The sequence below is a fragment of the Thalassospira sp. SN3W genome (assembly GCF_038070535.1).
GTDB classification, from domain to species: domain Bacteria; phylum Pseudomonadota; class Alphaproteobacteria; order Rhodospirillales; family Thalassospiraceae; genus Thalassospira; species Thalassospira xiamenensis.
The window spans coordinates 2,211,010-2,227,762 of record NZ_CP121124.1; the positions used below are offsets into that span (position 1 = coordinate 2,211,010).

Below are 16,753 nucleotides of genomic sequence, written 5' to 3' on the forward strand. Positions count from 1 at the left end.
GAAAAATACCCCCCGACATTGTGATGAATGGACGTGACCGATGACCAAGCTGCGCATTGCCTTTATGGGAACTCCGGATTTTGCCCTTGTGGCGTTAAAGCAACTGGTCGCAGCCGGTCATGATGTTGTCTGCGTCTATTCCCAGCCGCCACGCCCGGCCGGTCGTGGGCAAAAGGAAACGCCGACTCCGGTTCATGCATGGGCGCAAGAACAGGGGATCGAGGTCCGCACGCCTGTTTCCCTGAAATCAGATGACCAGAAACAGGCCTTTGCCGACCTTGATCTTGATGTTGCGGTGGTCGCGGCCTATGGCCTGATCCTGCCAAAGGCTATTCTCGATGCGCCGAAATATGGTTGTCTGAACATTCATGCGTCCCTGTTGCCGCGCTGGCGTGGTGCGGCCCCGATCCAGCGCGCCATACTGGCGGGGGATGACAAGACCGGTGTGACCATCATGCAGATGGATGTCGGGCTTGATACCGGTGACATGCTGTTGGGTGGTGATATTCCGATCACGTCCGAAACTTATGCCAATGCCCTTCATGACGATCTTGCCGAGCTGGGTGGCAAACTGATTGTCGAGGCGCTTGAAAAGCTTCCGGTCGGTGGATTACGGGCAACCAAACAGCCTGAAGACGGCGTGACCTACGCTGCCAAGCTTGAAAAATCCGAGGCAAAGCTTGATTTCACCGATGATGCTGCGGCACTTGAACGCAAGATCCGCGCATTTACCCCATGGCCGGGTGCCTATTTCGAATTTGGCAAGGAACGTATCAAGGTGCAGGCCGCCATCGTTACCGACCAGACCGGTCCGGCGGGCACCATCCTTGACGACAGTCTGACGATTGCGTGCGGCACCGGTGCGCTGCGCCCGACCCGCATTCAACGGCCGGGCAAGGCAGTTATGGATACCGATGCGGTTTTGCGCGGCTATGACAAGCTTGCCAAGGGCGTGGTTTTACAGGGCTAAGTCCATGGAAATGGTATTCGACATTCGCAAAGCCACTAACCGGGACGGCGATCAAATCGCAATCCTGATTGATGCGGTCTTTTCTGACTATCCCGGTTGCATCTTTGACCGTGCGGGCGAGTTTCCTGAACTTGATGCGATTGCCGATGATTTTACCGCCGGGAATGGTTGTATCTGGGTTGTCGAGGGGGATGGGCGTGTTTTGGGATGCCTTGGCATCAAATACGATCCGGCGCAAAAGCAGGCGGAATTGCACAAGGTCTATCTGGATCGTGCCACCCGCGGGCAGGGCGTTGCACAACGCATGCTGACAAAGGCACTTGATTGGCTGATGCAAACCCATCCCGATTGCACCGAACTTGTCCTGTGGACCGATACGCGGTTTGAAGCCGGACATCGCTTTTATGAAAAATGCGGGTTCACCCGAACTGGCGAAACCCGCATTCTTGATGATCTTAGTGCCTCGTCGGAATACCGGTTCAAAGCTCGACCGAACGATGTTCTGCTTCGGATTACCTGACCGTTTGCGAACTCAGCTTTGCAGCCCGGTAACCGGGGCTGCAATGGCCTTGGTTTCGGTACCGGCTTCGGGTTTGCGGACGGAACGAGCATCGCGCAGGCCCAGTTCCCATGGCGGGATCGGGGTGAATTTTTCGGCCAGAAAGTCTACAAAGGCACGAACCTTTGGCGACAGGTGACGTTTGTGTGGATACACAGCCGAAATCCACGCCAGATCGTGAACATATTCCGTCAGAACCGGCGTCAGGCGGCCCGCACGGATATCTTCATGGACCAGATATTCGGCCAGTCGCGCCATGCCCAGTCCGGCAACGACCGCTTCGTGCAATGCGTCACCGTCATTGGCGGAAAAACTGCCCTGTGCCCGGAACGAAACATGACCTTCGGGGGTATCGAAATGCCAGTCGTTGAAGCTTTCGCGCGAAGACAGATGCAGACAGTCGTGGTTTTCAAGTTCCTGGGGTTTACGCGGGATACCGTTCTTTTCCAGATATTCCGGCGATGCGACGATCATGCGGCGGTTGACCGCATATTTGCGCGCGATCAGCGATGAATCTTCAAGGGCTGACAGGCGAATCGCCAGATCGTAACCATCGTTGACCAGATCGGTGAATTTGTCATCGAGCGTCAATTCAATGCGGACATCGGGATAACGCGCCAGAAATTCCGGGATCAGCGGCACGACCTGATACTTGGTAAACGCCACTGAAGCATTGATGCGAAGCGTTCCGCGCGGGGCGGCATAAAGCTGGGTTACGACTTCTTCGGCTTCCTCGATCTCGTTTAGGATCGTGCGGGCGCGCTCGTAAAAGGCACGGCCTTCCTCGGTCAGGCTAAGCTGACGGGTTGTGCGCATCAAAAGTCGTGCGCCAAGCCTGTCTTCAAGGCGCGAAATGTATTTTGAAACCGCCGAAGGTGACAGACGCATGGTCCGTGCAGCAGCTGAAAAGCTGCCTTCTTCAACGGCATGGACAAAGATTTCCATTTCTGCGGCGCGATCCATCGGTATGTTTCCTATTTATGACGCATATTCACAAGTAATGTGCATATTGAGGTAATTCTCTTCTGCCGTAAAGGAAATTAGATTGGGTTCATCAAACGCGACACGTTGTCGCAATGAACCAAATTCTTAAAGGAGGTCTGCCATGACCACTTATGCTGACATCACCAAGCTGAACATCAAAACCAGCGAGATTGAAGCTGGCGTGCGCAAAGGCCAACAGCTTCGCGCTGAATATATCGGCAGCCTGTTCCGCAGCCTGTTCAAAGGCTCTGACAAGTCCGCCGACATCAAGCATCCGGCTGGCACCGTTGGCGGTGCTGCCTAATTGACGACCTCGCGGTCGAGCGACGTTTGATCTTCCTCCCCAAACGACGCTCCCGCGATGGACTACCGCGTTTTTTCTAGCGTCTTCCTCCCTAGACGACGCTGTTTTCCCGACTGGCCCGGGCTCTTTTGAGCTCCGGGCCATTTTTTTGTCTTATCGGCGATTTCCGACATTGAAATCCCCCGGCCTTATTCACCGGTTTGGCGGGCGACGCCCGGCGGGATATAGAAGCCCGGCCGTTCCGACATCCATGACAGCACCGAAACAACCGCCATTGCCACGATGGTGATCCAAAGCGTCGTCGCGATATCAATATCGGCGGCAAACATCCAGCCATAGATCGCCGGGCCAATCGCCGATGCCAGAACCATGACCGCAGTCAAAGTGCTTCGAACCGCACCAATTTCATCCAGTGGCACCAGTTCCGGGATAATCGCGGTACGTAATGTTGTGGCAAAGCCGGTGGTGATCCCCAGCATCCCCATATAAACCGGGATCATGACCGGGGTTTCGGTGATCGCCAGCAACGATACCGCCCCGATGGCCGGGATCAGATGATAGGGGAACAGCTTTCGTGCAGTATGGCTGTCAATCAGCGGTCCGCTGCCAAAGGCCCCGATCACCGATGTGATGGCGAAAACCGTAAAGCCCGCTGCAAACCAGGTGAGGTCGATGTCTTTACTGGCTGAAATCGATCCCTGATGGAAGAACAGGGCGGTCATCACCAGCGGCGGGGCGGCCAGCATCGGCATGCAGAACCAGATATAGCGTGACCGGAACAGGCGTGGATGGCTGCTTGTGGGTGACGTATCCCGGGCGACCTCCTGATTCGCACTAGCGGTCTTGCTGTTGTTTTCCATTTTGCCCGGTGCTTCGCGGAATTTCGCGTTATCGCGGATCAGCAGGATCGCAATCGGCATCAGGATAACCACGATGAAAATACCGGCCCCGGCATAGGTGGCCCGCCAGCCAAATCCGGCAATAAGTGCCAGCAGGGTTACCGGCATGATTGCCTCTGCCAATGGAAAGCCAAAGCTTGCAATGGCGAGGGCACGTCCACGACTGCGGTCAAAATAACGCGCAATGCCGGTCATGCTGACATGGCTCATCAATCCCTGCCCAGCCAGACGCAGAATAAACAGGGCCGCAATCAGCATCCAGGCCGACTGTGCAGCGGCAATCACAAGGCAGCCGATGGTCAGCAACACCATGGTCGCCAGGCTATAGCGCAGCATATCGATGCGGTCGATCAATCGCCCGATGAACGGCAGGCAAAGCGCGCTTGCGATGGTGATCCCGGCATAAATATTGGCAAACTCGGTTTCATTGATTGCAAGGCTGGCCCCGATGAACGGAACGAAAAGGGCGACCAGAAAGGTCTGGCCGAATGACGAGCCAAAACTATGAAGCGCCCCGAATGCCAACGGGCGGGGTGCCTGACGCAAAAGACTGAGGAATTGCATGAGGTTCAATCAATAGTATGAGGAATTCTTCCGGCGATATTATCTAGGGCGGTGAAAAGCGTCTACTGCCCGAATGCATAGGTATTATGTAAGCAAATAATAAGAAAAAACCCCCGCAAGAACATGTTCTTGCGGGGGTTTTCGGATCAAAAGTAAGTCGTTTCAGCGGTGAAATCAGGCAGCTATTTTGGCTGCCGGACCATCCGAATGACGGCTTTTCCACCAGTTCAGGCCCAGTATCGCCAGAATGACGACCGTGCCTGCGATCTCTGCCCGAATGTCAGGATAGAAGATGCCAATTGTCGCTGGAACAATCAGAATGCGTGACACCAGATCAATCTTGGCAAACATGAAGCCTTCGAGTGCGGCGGCAAAGGCTGCCAGCGACAGGATCGCGGTAAAACCAGTCCAGAGCACAAGCGGCAGCGGGCCACCAGTGATGATTTCCGGATTGAACACCATGAAGGCCGGGATCAGATAGAGGCCCTTGGCAAATTTCCAGGCCTGCATACTGGTTTCCAATGGACTTGCCCCGGCAATCGCGGCCCCGGCAAAACCGGCAAGCGCAATGGGCGGGGTCACGTTACTGTCCTGAGAATACCAGAACACCACCAGATGAGCGATCAGCAACGGAATGCCGAACTCGTTGGACAGTGCCGGTCCGACCAGAACGATCAGAACGATATAGGATGCCGTCACCGGCAGGCCCATACCGAGAATCAGGCTGGCGATCAACACCAGAACCAGTGCCAGAACAATATGGCCGCCCGAGAAAGCGATCATCATCGACGAGAATTTCAGACCCAAACCGGTCAGTCCGACGACGCCGACAATAATACCGGCAACAGCGCAGGCCATGCTGACCGCAACCGCATTTTTTGCACCGAGTTCAAGGGCGGCAATTGTAATCCTGACGCCATTGGCAAGGGCAACCTTCAGGCGATCATGGCTTGCCTTTTCGCCGTTCTGCGGCGCGACATAGAAGAACCAGATCGCGTAGCGCAGGGCGGCAACCGCAAGGACGGAAATGATCGCCCAGAAACCGACACGCATCGGTGAAATGTTCAGCACCAGAAGGTAAATCAGAACGCCAAGCGGCAGAATGAATTGCCAGCCTTCCTTAAGCACCTGCTTCCAATCGGGCAGTTCTTCGACCGGCATGCCGCGCATACCGTTTTTCAGCGCGACGATATGGACAAACAGATAAACCGTGCCGAGATACAGGATCGCCGGGAAGATCGAGACCATAACGATTTCAAGATACGGAACTTGTGTATACTCGGAAATCAGGAATGCACCTGCCCCCATGAGAGGTGGCGTGATCTGGCCGCCGGTCGAGGCGGCGGCTTCGATACCACCGGCCTGTGCGGGGCGATAACCCAATTTTTTCATCAGTGGAATGGTAAAGGCCCCGGTGGTGACAACGTTGGCAATCGCCGAACCGCTGATTGATCCCATACCGGCAGACGCCAGCACCGCGGCCTTTGCGGGACCGCCAGCCTTTCTGCCGGTCGCCGCATAGGCCATGTCGATAAAGAATTTACCCGCACCGGTCACTTCAAGGAATGCGCCAAACAGGACGAACATGAAGATGTAGGTCGCTGCAACTCCCATCGGCAGGCCATAAATGCCTTCCTGACCAAGATAAAGCTGACCGACTAGGCGATCCACATCAGCGCCCCGGTGGCTAAGGATGCCGGGCAGCCATTCACCAAGCCATGGCAATGCACCACGTGGACCGGAAAGTGCATAGACGATTGCAACGATGCCAATCACAGTCATGCCAAGGCCAACAGCACGACGGCTGGCTTCGAGTACGGTGACGGTCGCAATGATGCCGATGATCAGATCGGTACTGGTCCAGAAACCCGCCCGGTTGAAAATCTCGTCCAGATAGAAGGACAGATAGAACCCCGTAATGAACGCACCAGCCAGAAATCCCAGATCGATAACCCAACCCAGAACGCCCCGTTTGCGGTTCGATCCGAAAACGGGGAACATCAGAAAGGCCAGAAACATCACAAAGGCCAGATGGATCGAACGCTGATAAAACAGGCCAAGCGGCTCGATCCCAGCGCCATACATCTGGAACAGTGAAAGTGCAACGGCGACAACAGAAATTGCCAGTACAACCAGTTTGGGTTGTGGCAGTTTGTCCGCCAAGGACGGAAGCGGTGCCGGTTCAGACATGAAACTTATTCCCCGGTATCAAGGCGGATGGTGACACGGGTGTGTTCAGCCATCTTTGAAAGATATATTTCGTCACCCTCTGTCGTGACGATACGATGGTCGACTGCAAGACTTCCGACGCGCAGGGCATAGGCATTGCCCGGCACAGGTTCGTCGATGTCCTCGATCCAGTATCCGCCACCTTTGGCGCTGGTCAGGACTCCACGACCCGGATAATGGCCAAGACCTGCTGCAAAATCGGGTTGGTATGTACGATGCAGGACCATCCTGCCCAGATCATCGACATAACAATCGATAACCCCGTCACCAGTGACCGAATGGTTCCAGTAAAGGCACCAGCCAGATTGGCGTGGAATTCGTGTTCTGGCCAAAACCGATCCGTCAGCGGCAATGACTTCCAGATGGTCCGTTGCCGTACCCGGCGTGGTTTCAGCATGACGAGCTGGCCCGCTACATGCCGATATCAGAAGGGTAAAGGCGGCCAATGCTGGCCGCCCCCAATTTAGTGAAATCATGGATAAAGCTTAGGCGGAATCGGTGAACCGGTTTCTTCGTAGTAACGAAGGGCACCCGGATGCATCGGAATTGGCGTCGAGTTCAGAGCGAAATCAACGGTGGTGTCGTTGGCAGCCGGGTGAATGGCGATCAGTTCATCAACTTTTTCAAACAGGGTTTTGGTGATCTGATAGGCCAGTTCGTCATCCATTTCTGCATTCACGAACAGAACGTTCGGGGTTGAAACGGTGTTTACCGGTGCGGTTACACCGTCATAGAGCCCTTTGCGCAGCGCATAGGGTGCGAAGGTCGGTTCGGCATCAAGAGCAGCAACGATTTCCTCATCGCTGAGAGCGATCAGCTTGATCTCACGCGTGGTTGCGAGGTTGAGGATCGAGCTGGTGGGCGGGCCGACGCTCCAGAAACCTGCATCGATATCGCCGTCACGAAGTGCGTCGGCGGTTTCGTTGAAGTTCAGGCGCTGTTCTTCGATGTCATCATAAGAAATGCCGTTGGCTTCAAGCAGGGTTTTGGCAGAAACTTCGGTGCCGGAACCTGGCGCACCAACAGAAACGCGTTTGCCTTTAAGATCGGCAAGGCTGGTAATGCCGCTATCTGCCATGGTCACGATCTGAACGGCATTCGGATAGATCGAAGCCAAGGCGCGAACATTGTCAAGTTTGCGGCCTTCGAATTTGCCTGTACCCGTGAAGCCGGCATAAACAGTATCGGCCAGACCGATTGCAATGTCGCTGTCGCCACGGGAAATAAGGCCCATGTTTTCAACAGATGCACCGGTGACTTCGGCAACTGCGGTCGCACCGTCAACATATTTGCTGATCAGTTCCGCAAGACCGCCGCCATACGGATAATAAACGCCACCGGTACCGCCGGTCGCGATGGAAAGCTGACTTTGGGCGAATGCCGGGGCACCGAACATCATCAGTGCTGCCGCTGCAGAAAGCAGATTCCGCAATTTCATACTTAGTCCTCCCTAGGATTAGTGTTTACTGCGTTGATAACAACAGAAACGGTCAATAAAGAAATATTGGCAGTTATCTTTTGGTATCTCCTCAGTTGTTGGTCGTCCTGTTCTCTAACGAATTATGGTGTCGGGTGGGCACTTAACAGGTCGTCGGGATAATAAAGCAGTGTCCGATCCGGTCGCCAAATACGGCACGCGCAAATCGCCCGTGAAACTGATTCACAAGGATGCTGTCAGAAATCCGACAAAATGCGGTGGCATTCAGATGCGATTGACCCGTTATCGGGCCGATCAAGCGTCATGCGATGAAAGCATGCCTTCCCGGACATTGGTTATTCTCCCTGACGAATGTTGTTTATTGTTTTGCCCTGATGATTGGCAAACATCATGCCAACCGGGGATTCTATTTTTCTATTTATATATCAAGCAGATACAAAAATCAGCCCGATCATGTCGGCGGAATCTTGCCGATGTACCATTTCTTTTTCGGCGGATTTTTGCCGATAGACCCGATTCACAAATATCCTAACACTTTAAAGCTGCGGGACAAATTATCGCTCTTCAATGGTATCACGGCGAATGTTCAGCTTTTTCATTTTTTCGTTCAGGGTGCGACGCGGAATGTCGAGTTCGTCCATTACTGTTTTGACGTTGCCGTTATGGCGCGTCAGAGCATCGCGGATGATGTGCTGTTCGAAATGGCGAAGCTGATCTGCGAGTGATCCGGTTTTGTCGGCAGGGTCGGCGGCACCATTGCCAATGCTGTTGCCAAACAGGCGTGCCCAGCGTTCTTCGGCGTTGCCGGTCAGGAGCACATAGCGTTCCGCGAGATTTTTAAGTTCGCGCACATTTCCCGACCATTCATGAGCCAGAAGTCCGCCCCAAAGTTTTGCAGGCGGTTTTTCATAAGGGCGATCAAAATTTTCAGCCGCGCGTTCGGCAAAGATATCGAAAAGTAACGGCAGGTCATCCTTGCGCTGGCGAAGCGGGGCGATTTGCAGTTCGAATGTGTTGATCCGAAACAGAAGGTCTTCGCGGAAACGCTTATCAGCAACGGCGGTCGGCAAATCTTCGTTGGTGGCACAGATCAGCCGGAAATTGACCTTTACCGGGGTGTTTGACCCAAGGCGCACGACTTCGCGCTGTTCGATGACGCGCAGAAGCTTGGCCTGCAAGGCCAGCGGCATGCTTGATAATTCATCAAGAAACAGGGTGCCATTATCGGCATGTTCGATCCAGCCGATCCGGCGGTTGGTTGCGCCGGTAAAGGCCCCTTTTTCATGACCGAAAAGTTCGCTTTCGGCAGTGCTTTCAGGAATGGCCGCACAGTTGACGGCAACAAATCGCCGATCATGTCGGACACTCAGATCATGGATGGCGCGCGCTACAAGTTCCTTGCCGGTACCGGTTTCACCGGAAACCAGAACTGGAACTTCGGTCGGGGCGATATTGGCGATTTCGGCCTTTAGCGCACGCATCGACGGGCTGTTGCCGATCAGGCGGCTGTCAAGCGTGCCCTGTTGGGCGATTTGCGTGCGCAGGGCGCGGTTTTCGATGACAAGTTTGCGTTTTTCAATTGCGCGCTCAAGGCTTTCGAGGATGTCGTTCGGCTCAAACGGTTTTTCAACGAAATCATAGGCCCCGCTTTTCATCGCTTCGACCGCCATCGGGACATCGCCATGACCGGTCATCAGGATCACCGGAATGTCACGGTCGATTGCCAGAACCGATTTGGTAAAGGCGATGCCATCAAGCTTTGGCATTTTGACATCGGTCAGGATGACGCCGGCGAAATCGGGTGTGATATCTTCAAGGGCTGAAATCGCGTCGGCATGAACACAGATGGTGTAGCCTGACAGGTCAAGCCATTGCGACAGGGAAACGCGCAGGGCTTCTTCATCATCGACGATGATCACCTGTGCCGTTTGTGGTTTTGCGCTGGTGGTATCGATTTTCGAGTGCGGCATTACTTCTGCGTCCCCCGCATCAATGGCAATTGTATTTCAAAGCAGGCCCCGCCACCCGCCCGATTATAGGCGCGGATCGTTCCACCAAAGTCACGAACAATTCCATAGCTGACCGACAGGCCAAGCCCCACACCCTGTCCCGGGTCCTTGGTGGTGAAGAACGGGTCAAACAGCAAAGCCAGGCTTTCCTCGCCGATGCCAGGACCGGTATCGGAAATGCGAATGGTGGCTTTATCCCGGGTTTGCGTAAGATCGACGATGATGCGTTTTTCCGTCTTGCCGTTCGCATTATCCGTTCCCGGTATTTCGGCCATGGCATCAAGGGCATTGCGGATGATATTGACGAAAACCTGTTCGATCCGAACCAGATCGGCATGGACAATCAGATCACCGTCAAATGCCGACTGTTCAAGCACACAGCCTTCATTGTGCAGCTGTGATGACAGTAATTGTATCACATTATCAAGGGCAGCCCGGATATTGACGGGTTCAAGCACGCCGGTTGATTTGCGCGAGAAGGTTTTAAGTTGCCCGGTGATCGATCCCATGCGTTCGGTCAGGGCAGAAATCTGTTCGATATTGGTGCCCAGATTTTCGGGCTTTCCGCGTTCCAGCATCAATCTGGCACTGGCGCAAAAGGTTCGGATTGCGGCAATCGGCTGGTTGATTTCATGGGCGATTGCGGCGGACATCTGCCCAAGGGCGGCCAGTTTACCCGCCTGAACCAGTTCATCCTGTGTGCCGCGCAATTCGGCCTCGGTCTTGCGGCGTTCGGTGATTTCCTGTTCAAGACGGGTGTTAAGCGCCTGAATGCGGGCAAATTCCATGGATTTGCGCTGGGATGCCAGTTTCAATTCACGTTCGCGCAGGAACAGCACAATCAGGATGATCAATCCCGACCCGATCAGGGTGATCAGCATGACGCTTGTGCGTCGTTCTGCGACATAGTCCATCGGAGTCAGATAAAACAGATTCCATTCACTGCCGCTGATCGGTTTGATGTCAAACAGGAAGCGTTCATTACCGATTTCAAGCAAGCCATCCTCGCCAGAAGGATTTTCAGCAATGTTCAGTGACCGGAGTTCCTGACCGGAATATTGGCGATTGCGCAAGATGCGCTCACGATCGGTTTCGGTCAGCGGGCGAATGGTGCGATATTTCCAGTCGCCGCGACTGGTTAACATGATCACACCGTCGGCATCTGAAACAAAGACTGTTTCGCCCCCGTCCTGCCAGTTCCGTTCAAGCTCATCGAGTTCAATTTTGACAGCAACCACGCCGACAATTTCGCCGGATTTCGATATCGGATGGGAAATGAACAGGCCTGATCGCCCGGTGGTCACACCGATCCCGTAGAAAAATCCTTCCTGCCCGGCGAAAGCTTCGGTGAAATAGGGGCGGAAACTGTAATCCTGACCCACGAAACTGTCGGGTGTTCCCCAGTTGCTTGCCGCGACCGTTTTGCCGGTTCGGTCCATGACATAAAGTGCGGCCGCGCCCGACCGGCCGTTGACCTTTTGCAGATACTGGTTGGCAATATCCACAGTGCCGTTTCCGGTGACGACATTGACGATTTCATGATTCCGCGCAACGACATAGGGCAGATATCGATAGCGATCGACAGCGGCGCGCAATGTGCTTTCATAAAGTGCAAGGCGGGCCTGGGATGTTTGCTGTAACTGGCTGATGGCAAGGGTTTCGGTCGAATTGACAGCAAGCCAGACGACCAGTCCGGCGATGATAATCCCGGCAAAACTCAACGACGCGCGACTATAGGTGCTTAACCAGTAGAACAATCCTGCCTCTCGCGCGTTAGAGTTTGGTCTTTTGCTTCATACAGGGCGTTTTGGCGTCCGGCCTGTTGGCTGGGGTGTCCGGCTTCCTGTTCGGGTGCACGATAGTTATGTGGCATCGGGAGGGGGAGTCAATAAAGACGCAGGGCAGTACCGGTATTGAATGTCACTTTCCCATGGGGTGGAACGGCAGAAATCAGGTAGGGTCTTGGTGTCGTACATGAACAAAGCCTCAAATATGCCTCAAGTGGTTATTTTTTCGCCACAATGGGATGTATTTTGTTAGGCTTGTTTCAAATTTTAATCTGTCTAACTGACGAGGTTCAGGTGAGTAAGATCGCACTTGTTGATGACGACCGTAATATCCTGACATCGGTTTCGATGGCGCTTGAAGAAGAAGGGTATGAGGTCCAGACATATTCCGACGGGTCTGAAGCGCTGCATGCCTTGACCAAGGAAGAGCCCGATCTTGCCGTGCTCGATATCAAGATGCCGCGCATGGATGGCTTGGAGCTTCTGACGCATCTTCGCAAAAAGACCCAGATGCCGGTGATTTTTCTGACATCCAAGGATGACGAGGTCGACGAGCTGACCGGTCTGAGACTTGGGGCAGATGATTATATCAAAAAGCCGTTCTCTCAGCGTTTGCTGATAGAGCGTATCCGGACCTTGCTGCGTCGTGCCGAAATCATGCGCGCAGGCGGTGTTCGCCCGAGCGGTTCGGAAGACGTTATTCAGCGCGGGGAACTGGTTCTTGATCCATCCCGCCACATGTGCAGCTGGAAAGGCCAGCATGTGAACCTGACAGTGACGGAATTCCTGTTGATTCAGGCGTTGGCAAAGCATCCGGGCCACGTGAAAAACCGTGATCAGCTGATTGATGCGGCTTACGGCGAACATATTTATGTTGATGATCGTACCATCGACAGTCACATAAAACGTCTGCGCAAGAAATTCCGCGAGACAGACAAGGAATTCAAAGAAATCGAAACCCTGTATGGCGTTGGTTATCGTTACCGCGACACAGCGACGGTTGCGAGTTGAAGTCCTGAACACTCTTGTCGCAGTGCCGGGCCGATATTGGCCCGGCCAGAATTGCGGGTCTGAATGAGCGATTTACCTGCCTCGGCTGAACAGCAATCCGTGCCGCAACACGAAACCCGTGTTGCGCGGATAGAGGAACGCCACGGACTTTTTTCCCCGTTAACCTGGCGCATTCTGGCGGTGAATGCGCTGGCTCTTTTTGTGCTGGTCGCGGGTATCCTTTATCTTGGCCGTTACAAGCAGGAATTGATCCATTCCGAACTTGAAGCCATGGCCGTGCAGGCGGAAATGTATGCTGCGGCATTGTCGACCTCTGCCGTCGGGCAGGGTGATGATGCAACCAATCGGGTGAAGCTTGAAGTCGCGCGCGAAATGGTGCGCCGACTTGTCGGGATTACCGGGGCACGGGCACGGCTGTTCGGGGCGAATGGCCAATTGATCGCTGATAGCCGCAATGTCCGGACATTTGGCAGCGGTGCGGTTCAGGCAGAAGAGCTGCCAGCACCGGGTGAAGATGACCAGCTTGCCGAAATCATGCGCAAACTGACCGAGGGGATTCTGTCGCTTTTTGAGGGCGAGCAGCCGCTTCCGCTTTATGTAGACCCCCCGGTCGCAAGTGCCAGTGATTATCCGGAAGTACGTGCCGCCCTTGCCGGATATTCACGCGGCGTGGTCCGGGTGGATAGCCAGGGGCGCCGGGTTTTGTCGGTTTCGGTGCCAGTGCAGCGTTTCAAGCAGGTTCTGGCGTCGATCATGCTGACCAAAAATGGTGATGCGATTGAAAATGCCCTGCATGCGGTTCGGCTTGATATCCTGAAAATCTTTGTTTTTGCGTTTGGTATTACGGTTCTGCTGTCGATTTATCTGGCCGGGGTGATTACGCGCCCGTTAAACCGTTTGGCGCGTGCGGCCGAACGGGTCCGGCGCAGCAAGAACCGTCAGTTTACCATCCCCGATCTTTCGGATCGTCGCGATGAAATCGGCGATCTGTCGACGACGCTTCGCGATATGACCGAAACGCTTTGGGATCGTATGGACGCGATTGAACGTTTTGCCGCCGACGTCGCCCATGAAATCAAGAACCCGCTGACGTCACTTCGCAGTGCGGTTGAAACCGCGACCCGTCTGAAAGACCCGGAACGCCAGCGCCGTCTGATGGAAATCATTGCCGAAGACGTTCAGCGCCTTGATCGCCTGATCAGCGATATTTCCGATTATTCACGCATGGATGCCGAATTGTCGCGCGCTGAAACCGAAGAAGTTGATCTGCGTGTTTTGCTGCAAACCCTTTGCGAGCTTTATAACGCCGATGCGGATGGCCCGCCGGTCAAGGTATCGGTGCCTGAAAACCTCATTGTGCCGGCCCTTGAAAGCCGATTGGTGCAGGTGTTCCGCAACCTGATTTCAAACGCGATCACCTTTACCCCCGAAGGCGGGTCGGTGCGGGTGCGTGCGTGGCGGGACAAGGATCAGGCGGTGGTCACGGTCGAAGATGACGGACCCGGCATTCCGCCCGGCAAGGAAGAAGCGATTTTCAACCGGTTCTATACCGAACGCCCATCAGGCGAAAAATTTGGTCAGCATTCCGGTCTGGGGCTTTCGATTTCCAAACGTATCGCCGGGGCGCATAACGGCGACCTGACAGCGACAAACCGAATCCTCGATGGCGAGGTCAAGGGCGCGATCTTTACCCTGCGCTTGCCGCTTGAAGAAGGTGCGTAATCCGTCGAATTGCCGGTAATTTCTATCCATGAGGATAGACCTGCATGTTTCACGTTTGACAAGCCGGTATCACCCGCGCATCGTTTTGCCCGCTATGACACAAATCCATGCAAATTGTGTCGCGCTTGGGTCCTATGCGATTTTGTTGCGCGGGCCATCAGGCAGCGGCAAATCCAACCTTTCGCTGCGGCTTGTCCGGGCCGGAGGGCGGCTTGTTTCCGATGACAGGACCGACATTTTGGCGCGCGATGGCAAGCTGATTGCCAGCGCGCCGCCACAGATTGCACGATTGTGCGAAGTGCGCGGGATTGGTATCGTCCGCGGGCTTGCCCATCAGGCAGCCGGCGATGTGAGGGTTTTGTTCGATCTGGTGGCCGACCCGGCCGAGGTGGAACGGATGCCCGAGCCCCGTTTTGAAACGTTTTATGGTATTTCGATTCCGTCCTGGAAAATCTGGCCATTCGATATGGCAGTCGACGCCAAGATTGAGGTCGCCTTGTCCTTGGCAACAGGTGAGATGCAGCTCGAAACATGACCGATGCAGACAATGCAATAGGCCCGATAAACACCGATGGCGGCACCGGCGAGAATGGCGAGGATACGCGACTTGTCCTGGTGACCGGGGTTTCCGGTGCCGGACGAACGACGTCGCTGAAAATCTTCGAGGATTTCGGCTTTGACGCGGTCGACAATCTGCCGTTGCGGTTGCTGCCAGCTCTGCTGAGCGGGGGGACCGACCTTGATCAGCCGCTGGCGATTGGCCTTGATATCCGTACGCGCGATTTCGGTGTCGATCAGTTTGTCAACATCGTCAGCTCTTTGCGCGAGCAGCCCGGCGTTAACCCGATGGTGGTTTTTGTCGATGCCGAGACAGGCATTTTGCAGCGTCGCTTTACCGAAAGCAGACGGCCCCATCCTTTGACCCATGACCGGCCGCTTGTCGATGCGATTGAACATGAAAAACGCCTGATGGCGCCGATTGCGGCGACGGCGGATATGATTATCGATACCTCGCGGCTTAAATCGGCCGAGCTTCGCAAGATCCTTCAGGACCAGTTTGCGATTGGCGAAAAGGATGCGATGGCGATCTTTGTCAAAAGCTTTTCGTTCCGTCAGGGCGTGCCCGGCGAAGCCGACCTTGTTTTTGACGTTCGTTTTCTGCGTAACCCGCATTATGATCCCGAGCTTCGTTTGCTGACCGGGCTTGATGACCGGGTTGGTGCCTATATTGAAACGGATCAGGATTTCGCCGGTTTCATGGATCGGTTAAAAGGCCTTATCGGCCCTGTTCTGCCGCGTTATGCGCAGGAAGGGAAAAGCTATCTGACCATCGCGGTCGGTTGTACGGGCGGTCAGCATCGTTCCGTTTACATCGCGCGCATGCTAAACGACTGGATTGCCGGTCTGGGATATGATGTTCATCTCAGTCATCGTGACAAGCCAGATGAACCGAAACCGGGGGAGTGAATTGATGGAGAAAACGGCATGATCGGGATGGTGCTCGTCACCCATGGCGATCTCGCGAAGGAATTCGTATCGGCCTTGCAGCATGTTGTCGGCGAACAGGAAAATGTCGCTGCCGTCTGCATCGGACCCGACGACGACATGGAACAACGTCGTGCCGACATTCTTGCGAGTGTCGAGGCTGTCGACGATGGCAAGGGTGTTGTGCTGTTGACCGATATGTTCGGCGGCACGCCGTCGAATCTGGCAATTTCCATCATGGAACAGGCCAATGTCGAAGTGATTGCAGGGGTTAATTTACCTTTGTTGATCAAACTGGCATCGGTGCGCATCGATGGCACGCTGGCCGAAACGGTCAATGCAGCGCAGGAAGCGGGCCGGAAATATATCAATGTGGCGTCGCGCCTACTAAGCGGCGAGGAATAAACAACAAAAACAGAAGTTCGGGCGATCGGGGATGGCCCGGATCTTTTGAAAGTTTGCCGACGGGGACTTGAAGTCGGGACTAAGGCGGGACAAATATGGCGCAGACGGAAAAGCGGATCGTAACCATCAGCAATCAACGCGGATTGCACGCGCGGGCGGCCGCAAAATTTGTTAAACTTGCCGGTGAATTCGAATCCCGGATCATGGTTCGCAATCGCGGCACAGAGGTTTCAGGCGTGTCGATCATGGGGCTTATGATGCTTGCAGCATCGACGGGCACGGAAATCGAGATCGAAGCATCAGGCACGGATGCCAAAAAGGCGATTGATGCGCTTAACGAACTTGTTGATGCCAAGTTCCACGAAGAATAATACGCAGAATGAATAG

16 protein-coding genes are annotated in these 16,753 nt (G+C 54.6%); 9 read left to right on the forward strand and 7 right to left on the reverse strand.

The window, feature by feature from the left end:
• The first annotated feature begins 40 nt into the window (after nucleotides 1-40).
• Nucleotides 41-970: a methionyl-tRNA formyltransferase gene (gene fmt / locus P8T57_RS09925; RefSeq protein ID WP_341365331.1), complete on the forward strand. Its 930-nt coding sequence runs from the start codon at nucleotides 41-43 to the stop codon at nucleotides 968-970.
• 4 nt (nucleotides 971-974) lie between these two features.
• Nucleotides 975-1,490 carry a GNAT family N-acetyltransferase gene (locus tag P8T57_RS09930; RefSeq protein ID WP_341365332.1) on the forward strand — a complete coding sequence of 172 codons (516 nt, stop codon included), beginning with the start codon at nucleotides 975-977 and terminating at the stop codon, nucleotides 1,488-1,490.
• 12 nt (nucleotides 1,491-1,502) lie between these two features.
• Here P8T57_RS09930 and P8T57_RS09935 read toward each other — a convergent pair whose 3' ends face one another.
• Nucleotides 1,503-2,492: a LysR family transcriptional regulator gene (locus tag P8T57_RS09935; RefSeq protein ID WP_341365333.1), complete on the reverse strand. Its 990-nt coding sequence runs from the start codon at nucleotides 2,490-2,492 to the stop codon at nucleotides 1,503-1,505.
• A 142-nt stretch (nucleotides 2,493-2,634) separates the two neighbouring features.
• Here P8T57_RS09935 and P8T57_RS09940 point away from each other — a divergent pair, with 142 nt between their 5' ends.
• Nucleotides 2,635-2,817 carry a hypothetical protein gene (locus P8T57_RS09940; protein WP_007088277.1) on the forward strand — a complete coding sequence of 61 codons (183 nt, stop codon included), beginning with the start codon at nucleotides 2,635-2,637 and terminating at the stop codon, nucleotides 2,815-2,817.
• Nucleotides 2,818-3,005: 188 nt separating this feature from the next.
• On the opposite strand, the gene P8T57_RS09945 is transcribed toward P8T57_RS09940, so the two are convergent.
• The 6 genes from P8T57_RS09945 to P8T57_RS09970 form a co-directional block, all read right to left on the reverse strand.
• A complete protein-coding gene (locus P8T57_RS09945) occupies nucleotides 3,006-4,280 on the reverse strand; it encodes an MFS transporter (RefSeq protein ID WP_341365334.1) in 1,275 nt (424 codons plus the stop codon).
• A gap of 174 nt (nucleotides 4,281-4,454) precedes the next feature.
• A complete protein-coding gene (locus tag P8T57_RS09950) occupies nucleotides 4,455-6,470 on the reverse strand; it encodes a TRAP transporter permease (protein ID WP_341365335.1) in 2,016 nt (671 codons plus the stop codon).
• A gap of 5 nt (nucleotides 6,471-6,475) precedes the next feature.
• The gene (locus P8T57_RS09955) at nucleotides 6,476-6,985 is read right to left on the reverse strand and encodes a DUF1850 domain-containing protein (RefSeq protein ID WP_040059364.1); all 510 of its coding nucleotides are present in this window, start codon (nucleotides 6,983-6,985) and stop codon (nucleotides 6,476-6,478) included.
• Complete coding sequence (locus P8T57_RS09960; protein ID WP_063092118.1) at nucleotides 6,982-7,947, reverse strand: TAXI family TRAP transporter solute-binding subunit; 966 nt, start codon at nucleotides 7,945-7,947, stop codon at nucleotides 6,982-6,984. Before P8T57_RS09960 ends, P8T57_RS09955 begins: the two co-directional genes overlap by 4 nt.
• A gap of 554 nt (nucleotides 7,948-8,501) precedes the next feature.
• Entirely contained in the window at nucleotides 8,502-9,917 is a 1,416-nt protein-coding gene (locus tag P8T57_RS09965) for a sigma-54 dependent transcriptional regulator (RefSeq protein ID WP_341365336.1), read from the reverse strand.
• Entirely contained in the window at nucleotides 9,917-11,713 is a 1,797-nt protein-coding gene (locus tag P8T57_RS09970; protein ID WP_037989361.1) for an ATP-binding protein, read from the reverse strand. Before P8T57_RS09970 ends, P8T57_RS09965 begins: the two co-directional genes overlap by 1 nt.
• Nucleotides 11,714-12,037: 324 nt before the next feature.
• On the opposite strand from P8T57_RS09970, the gene P8T57_RS09975 reads away from it, so the two are divergent.
• The 6 genes from P8T57_RS09975 (at nucleotide 12,038) to P8T57_RS10000 (ending at nucleotide 16,737) form a co-directional block, all read left to right on the forward strand.
• A complete protein-coding gene (locus tag P8T57_RS09975; RefSeq protein ID WP_007088270.1) occupies nucleotides 12,038-12,754 on the forward strand; it encodes a response regulator transcription factor in 717 nt (238 codons plus the stop codon).
• 63 nt (nucleotides 12,755-12,817) lie between these two features.
• A complete protein-coding gene (locus P8T57_RS09980) occupies nucleotides 12,818-14,476 on the forward strand; it encodes a stimulus-sensing domain-containing protein (RefSeq protein WP_037989362.1) in 1,659 nt (552 codons plus the stop codon).
• Nucleotides 14,477-14,570: 94 nt separating this feature from the next.
• Entirely contained in the window at nucleotides 14,571-15,011 is a 441-nt protein-coding gene (locus P8T57_RS09985; RefSeq protein ID WP_037989363.1) for an HPr kinase/phosphatase C-terminal domain-containing protein, read from the forward strand.
• On the forward strand, nucleotides 15,008-15,943 hold the full coding sequence (gene rapZ / locus P8T57_RS09990; RefSeq protein ID WP_037989364.1) for an RNase adapter RapZ: 936 nt from the start codon (nucleotides 15,008-15,010) through the stop codon (nucleotides 15,941-15,943). Before P8T57_RS09985 ends, rapZ begins: the two co-directional genes overlap by 4 nt.
• Nucleotides 15,944-15,961: 18 nt before the next feature.
• Nucleotides 15,962-16,366 carry a PTS sugar transporter subunit IIA gene (locus P8T57_RS09995; protein ID WP_037989365.1) on the forward strand — a complete coding sequence of 135 codons (405 nt, stop codon included), beginning with the start codon at nucleotides 15,962-15,964 and terminating at the stop codon, nucleotides 16,364-16,366.
• 95 nt (nucleotides 16,367-16,461) lie between these two features.
• The gene (locus P8T57_RS10000; protein ID WP_341365337.1) at nucleotides 16,462-16,737 is read left to right on the forward strand and encodes an HPr family phosphocarrier protein; all 276 of its coding nucleotides are present in this window, start codon (nucleotides 16,462-16,464) and stop codon (nucleotides 16,735-16,737) included.
• Nucleotides 16,738-16,753: the final 16 nt, after the last annotated feature.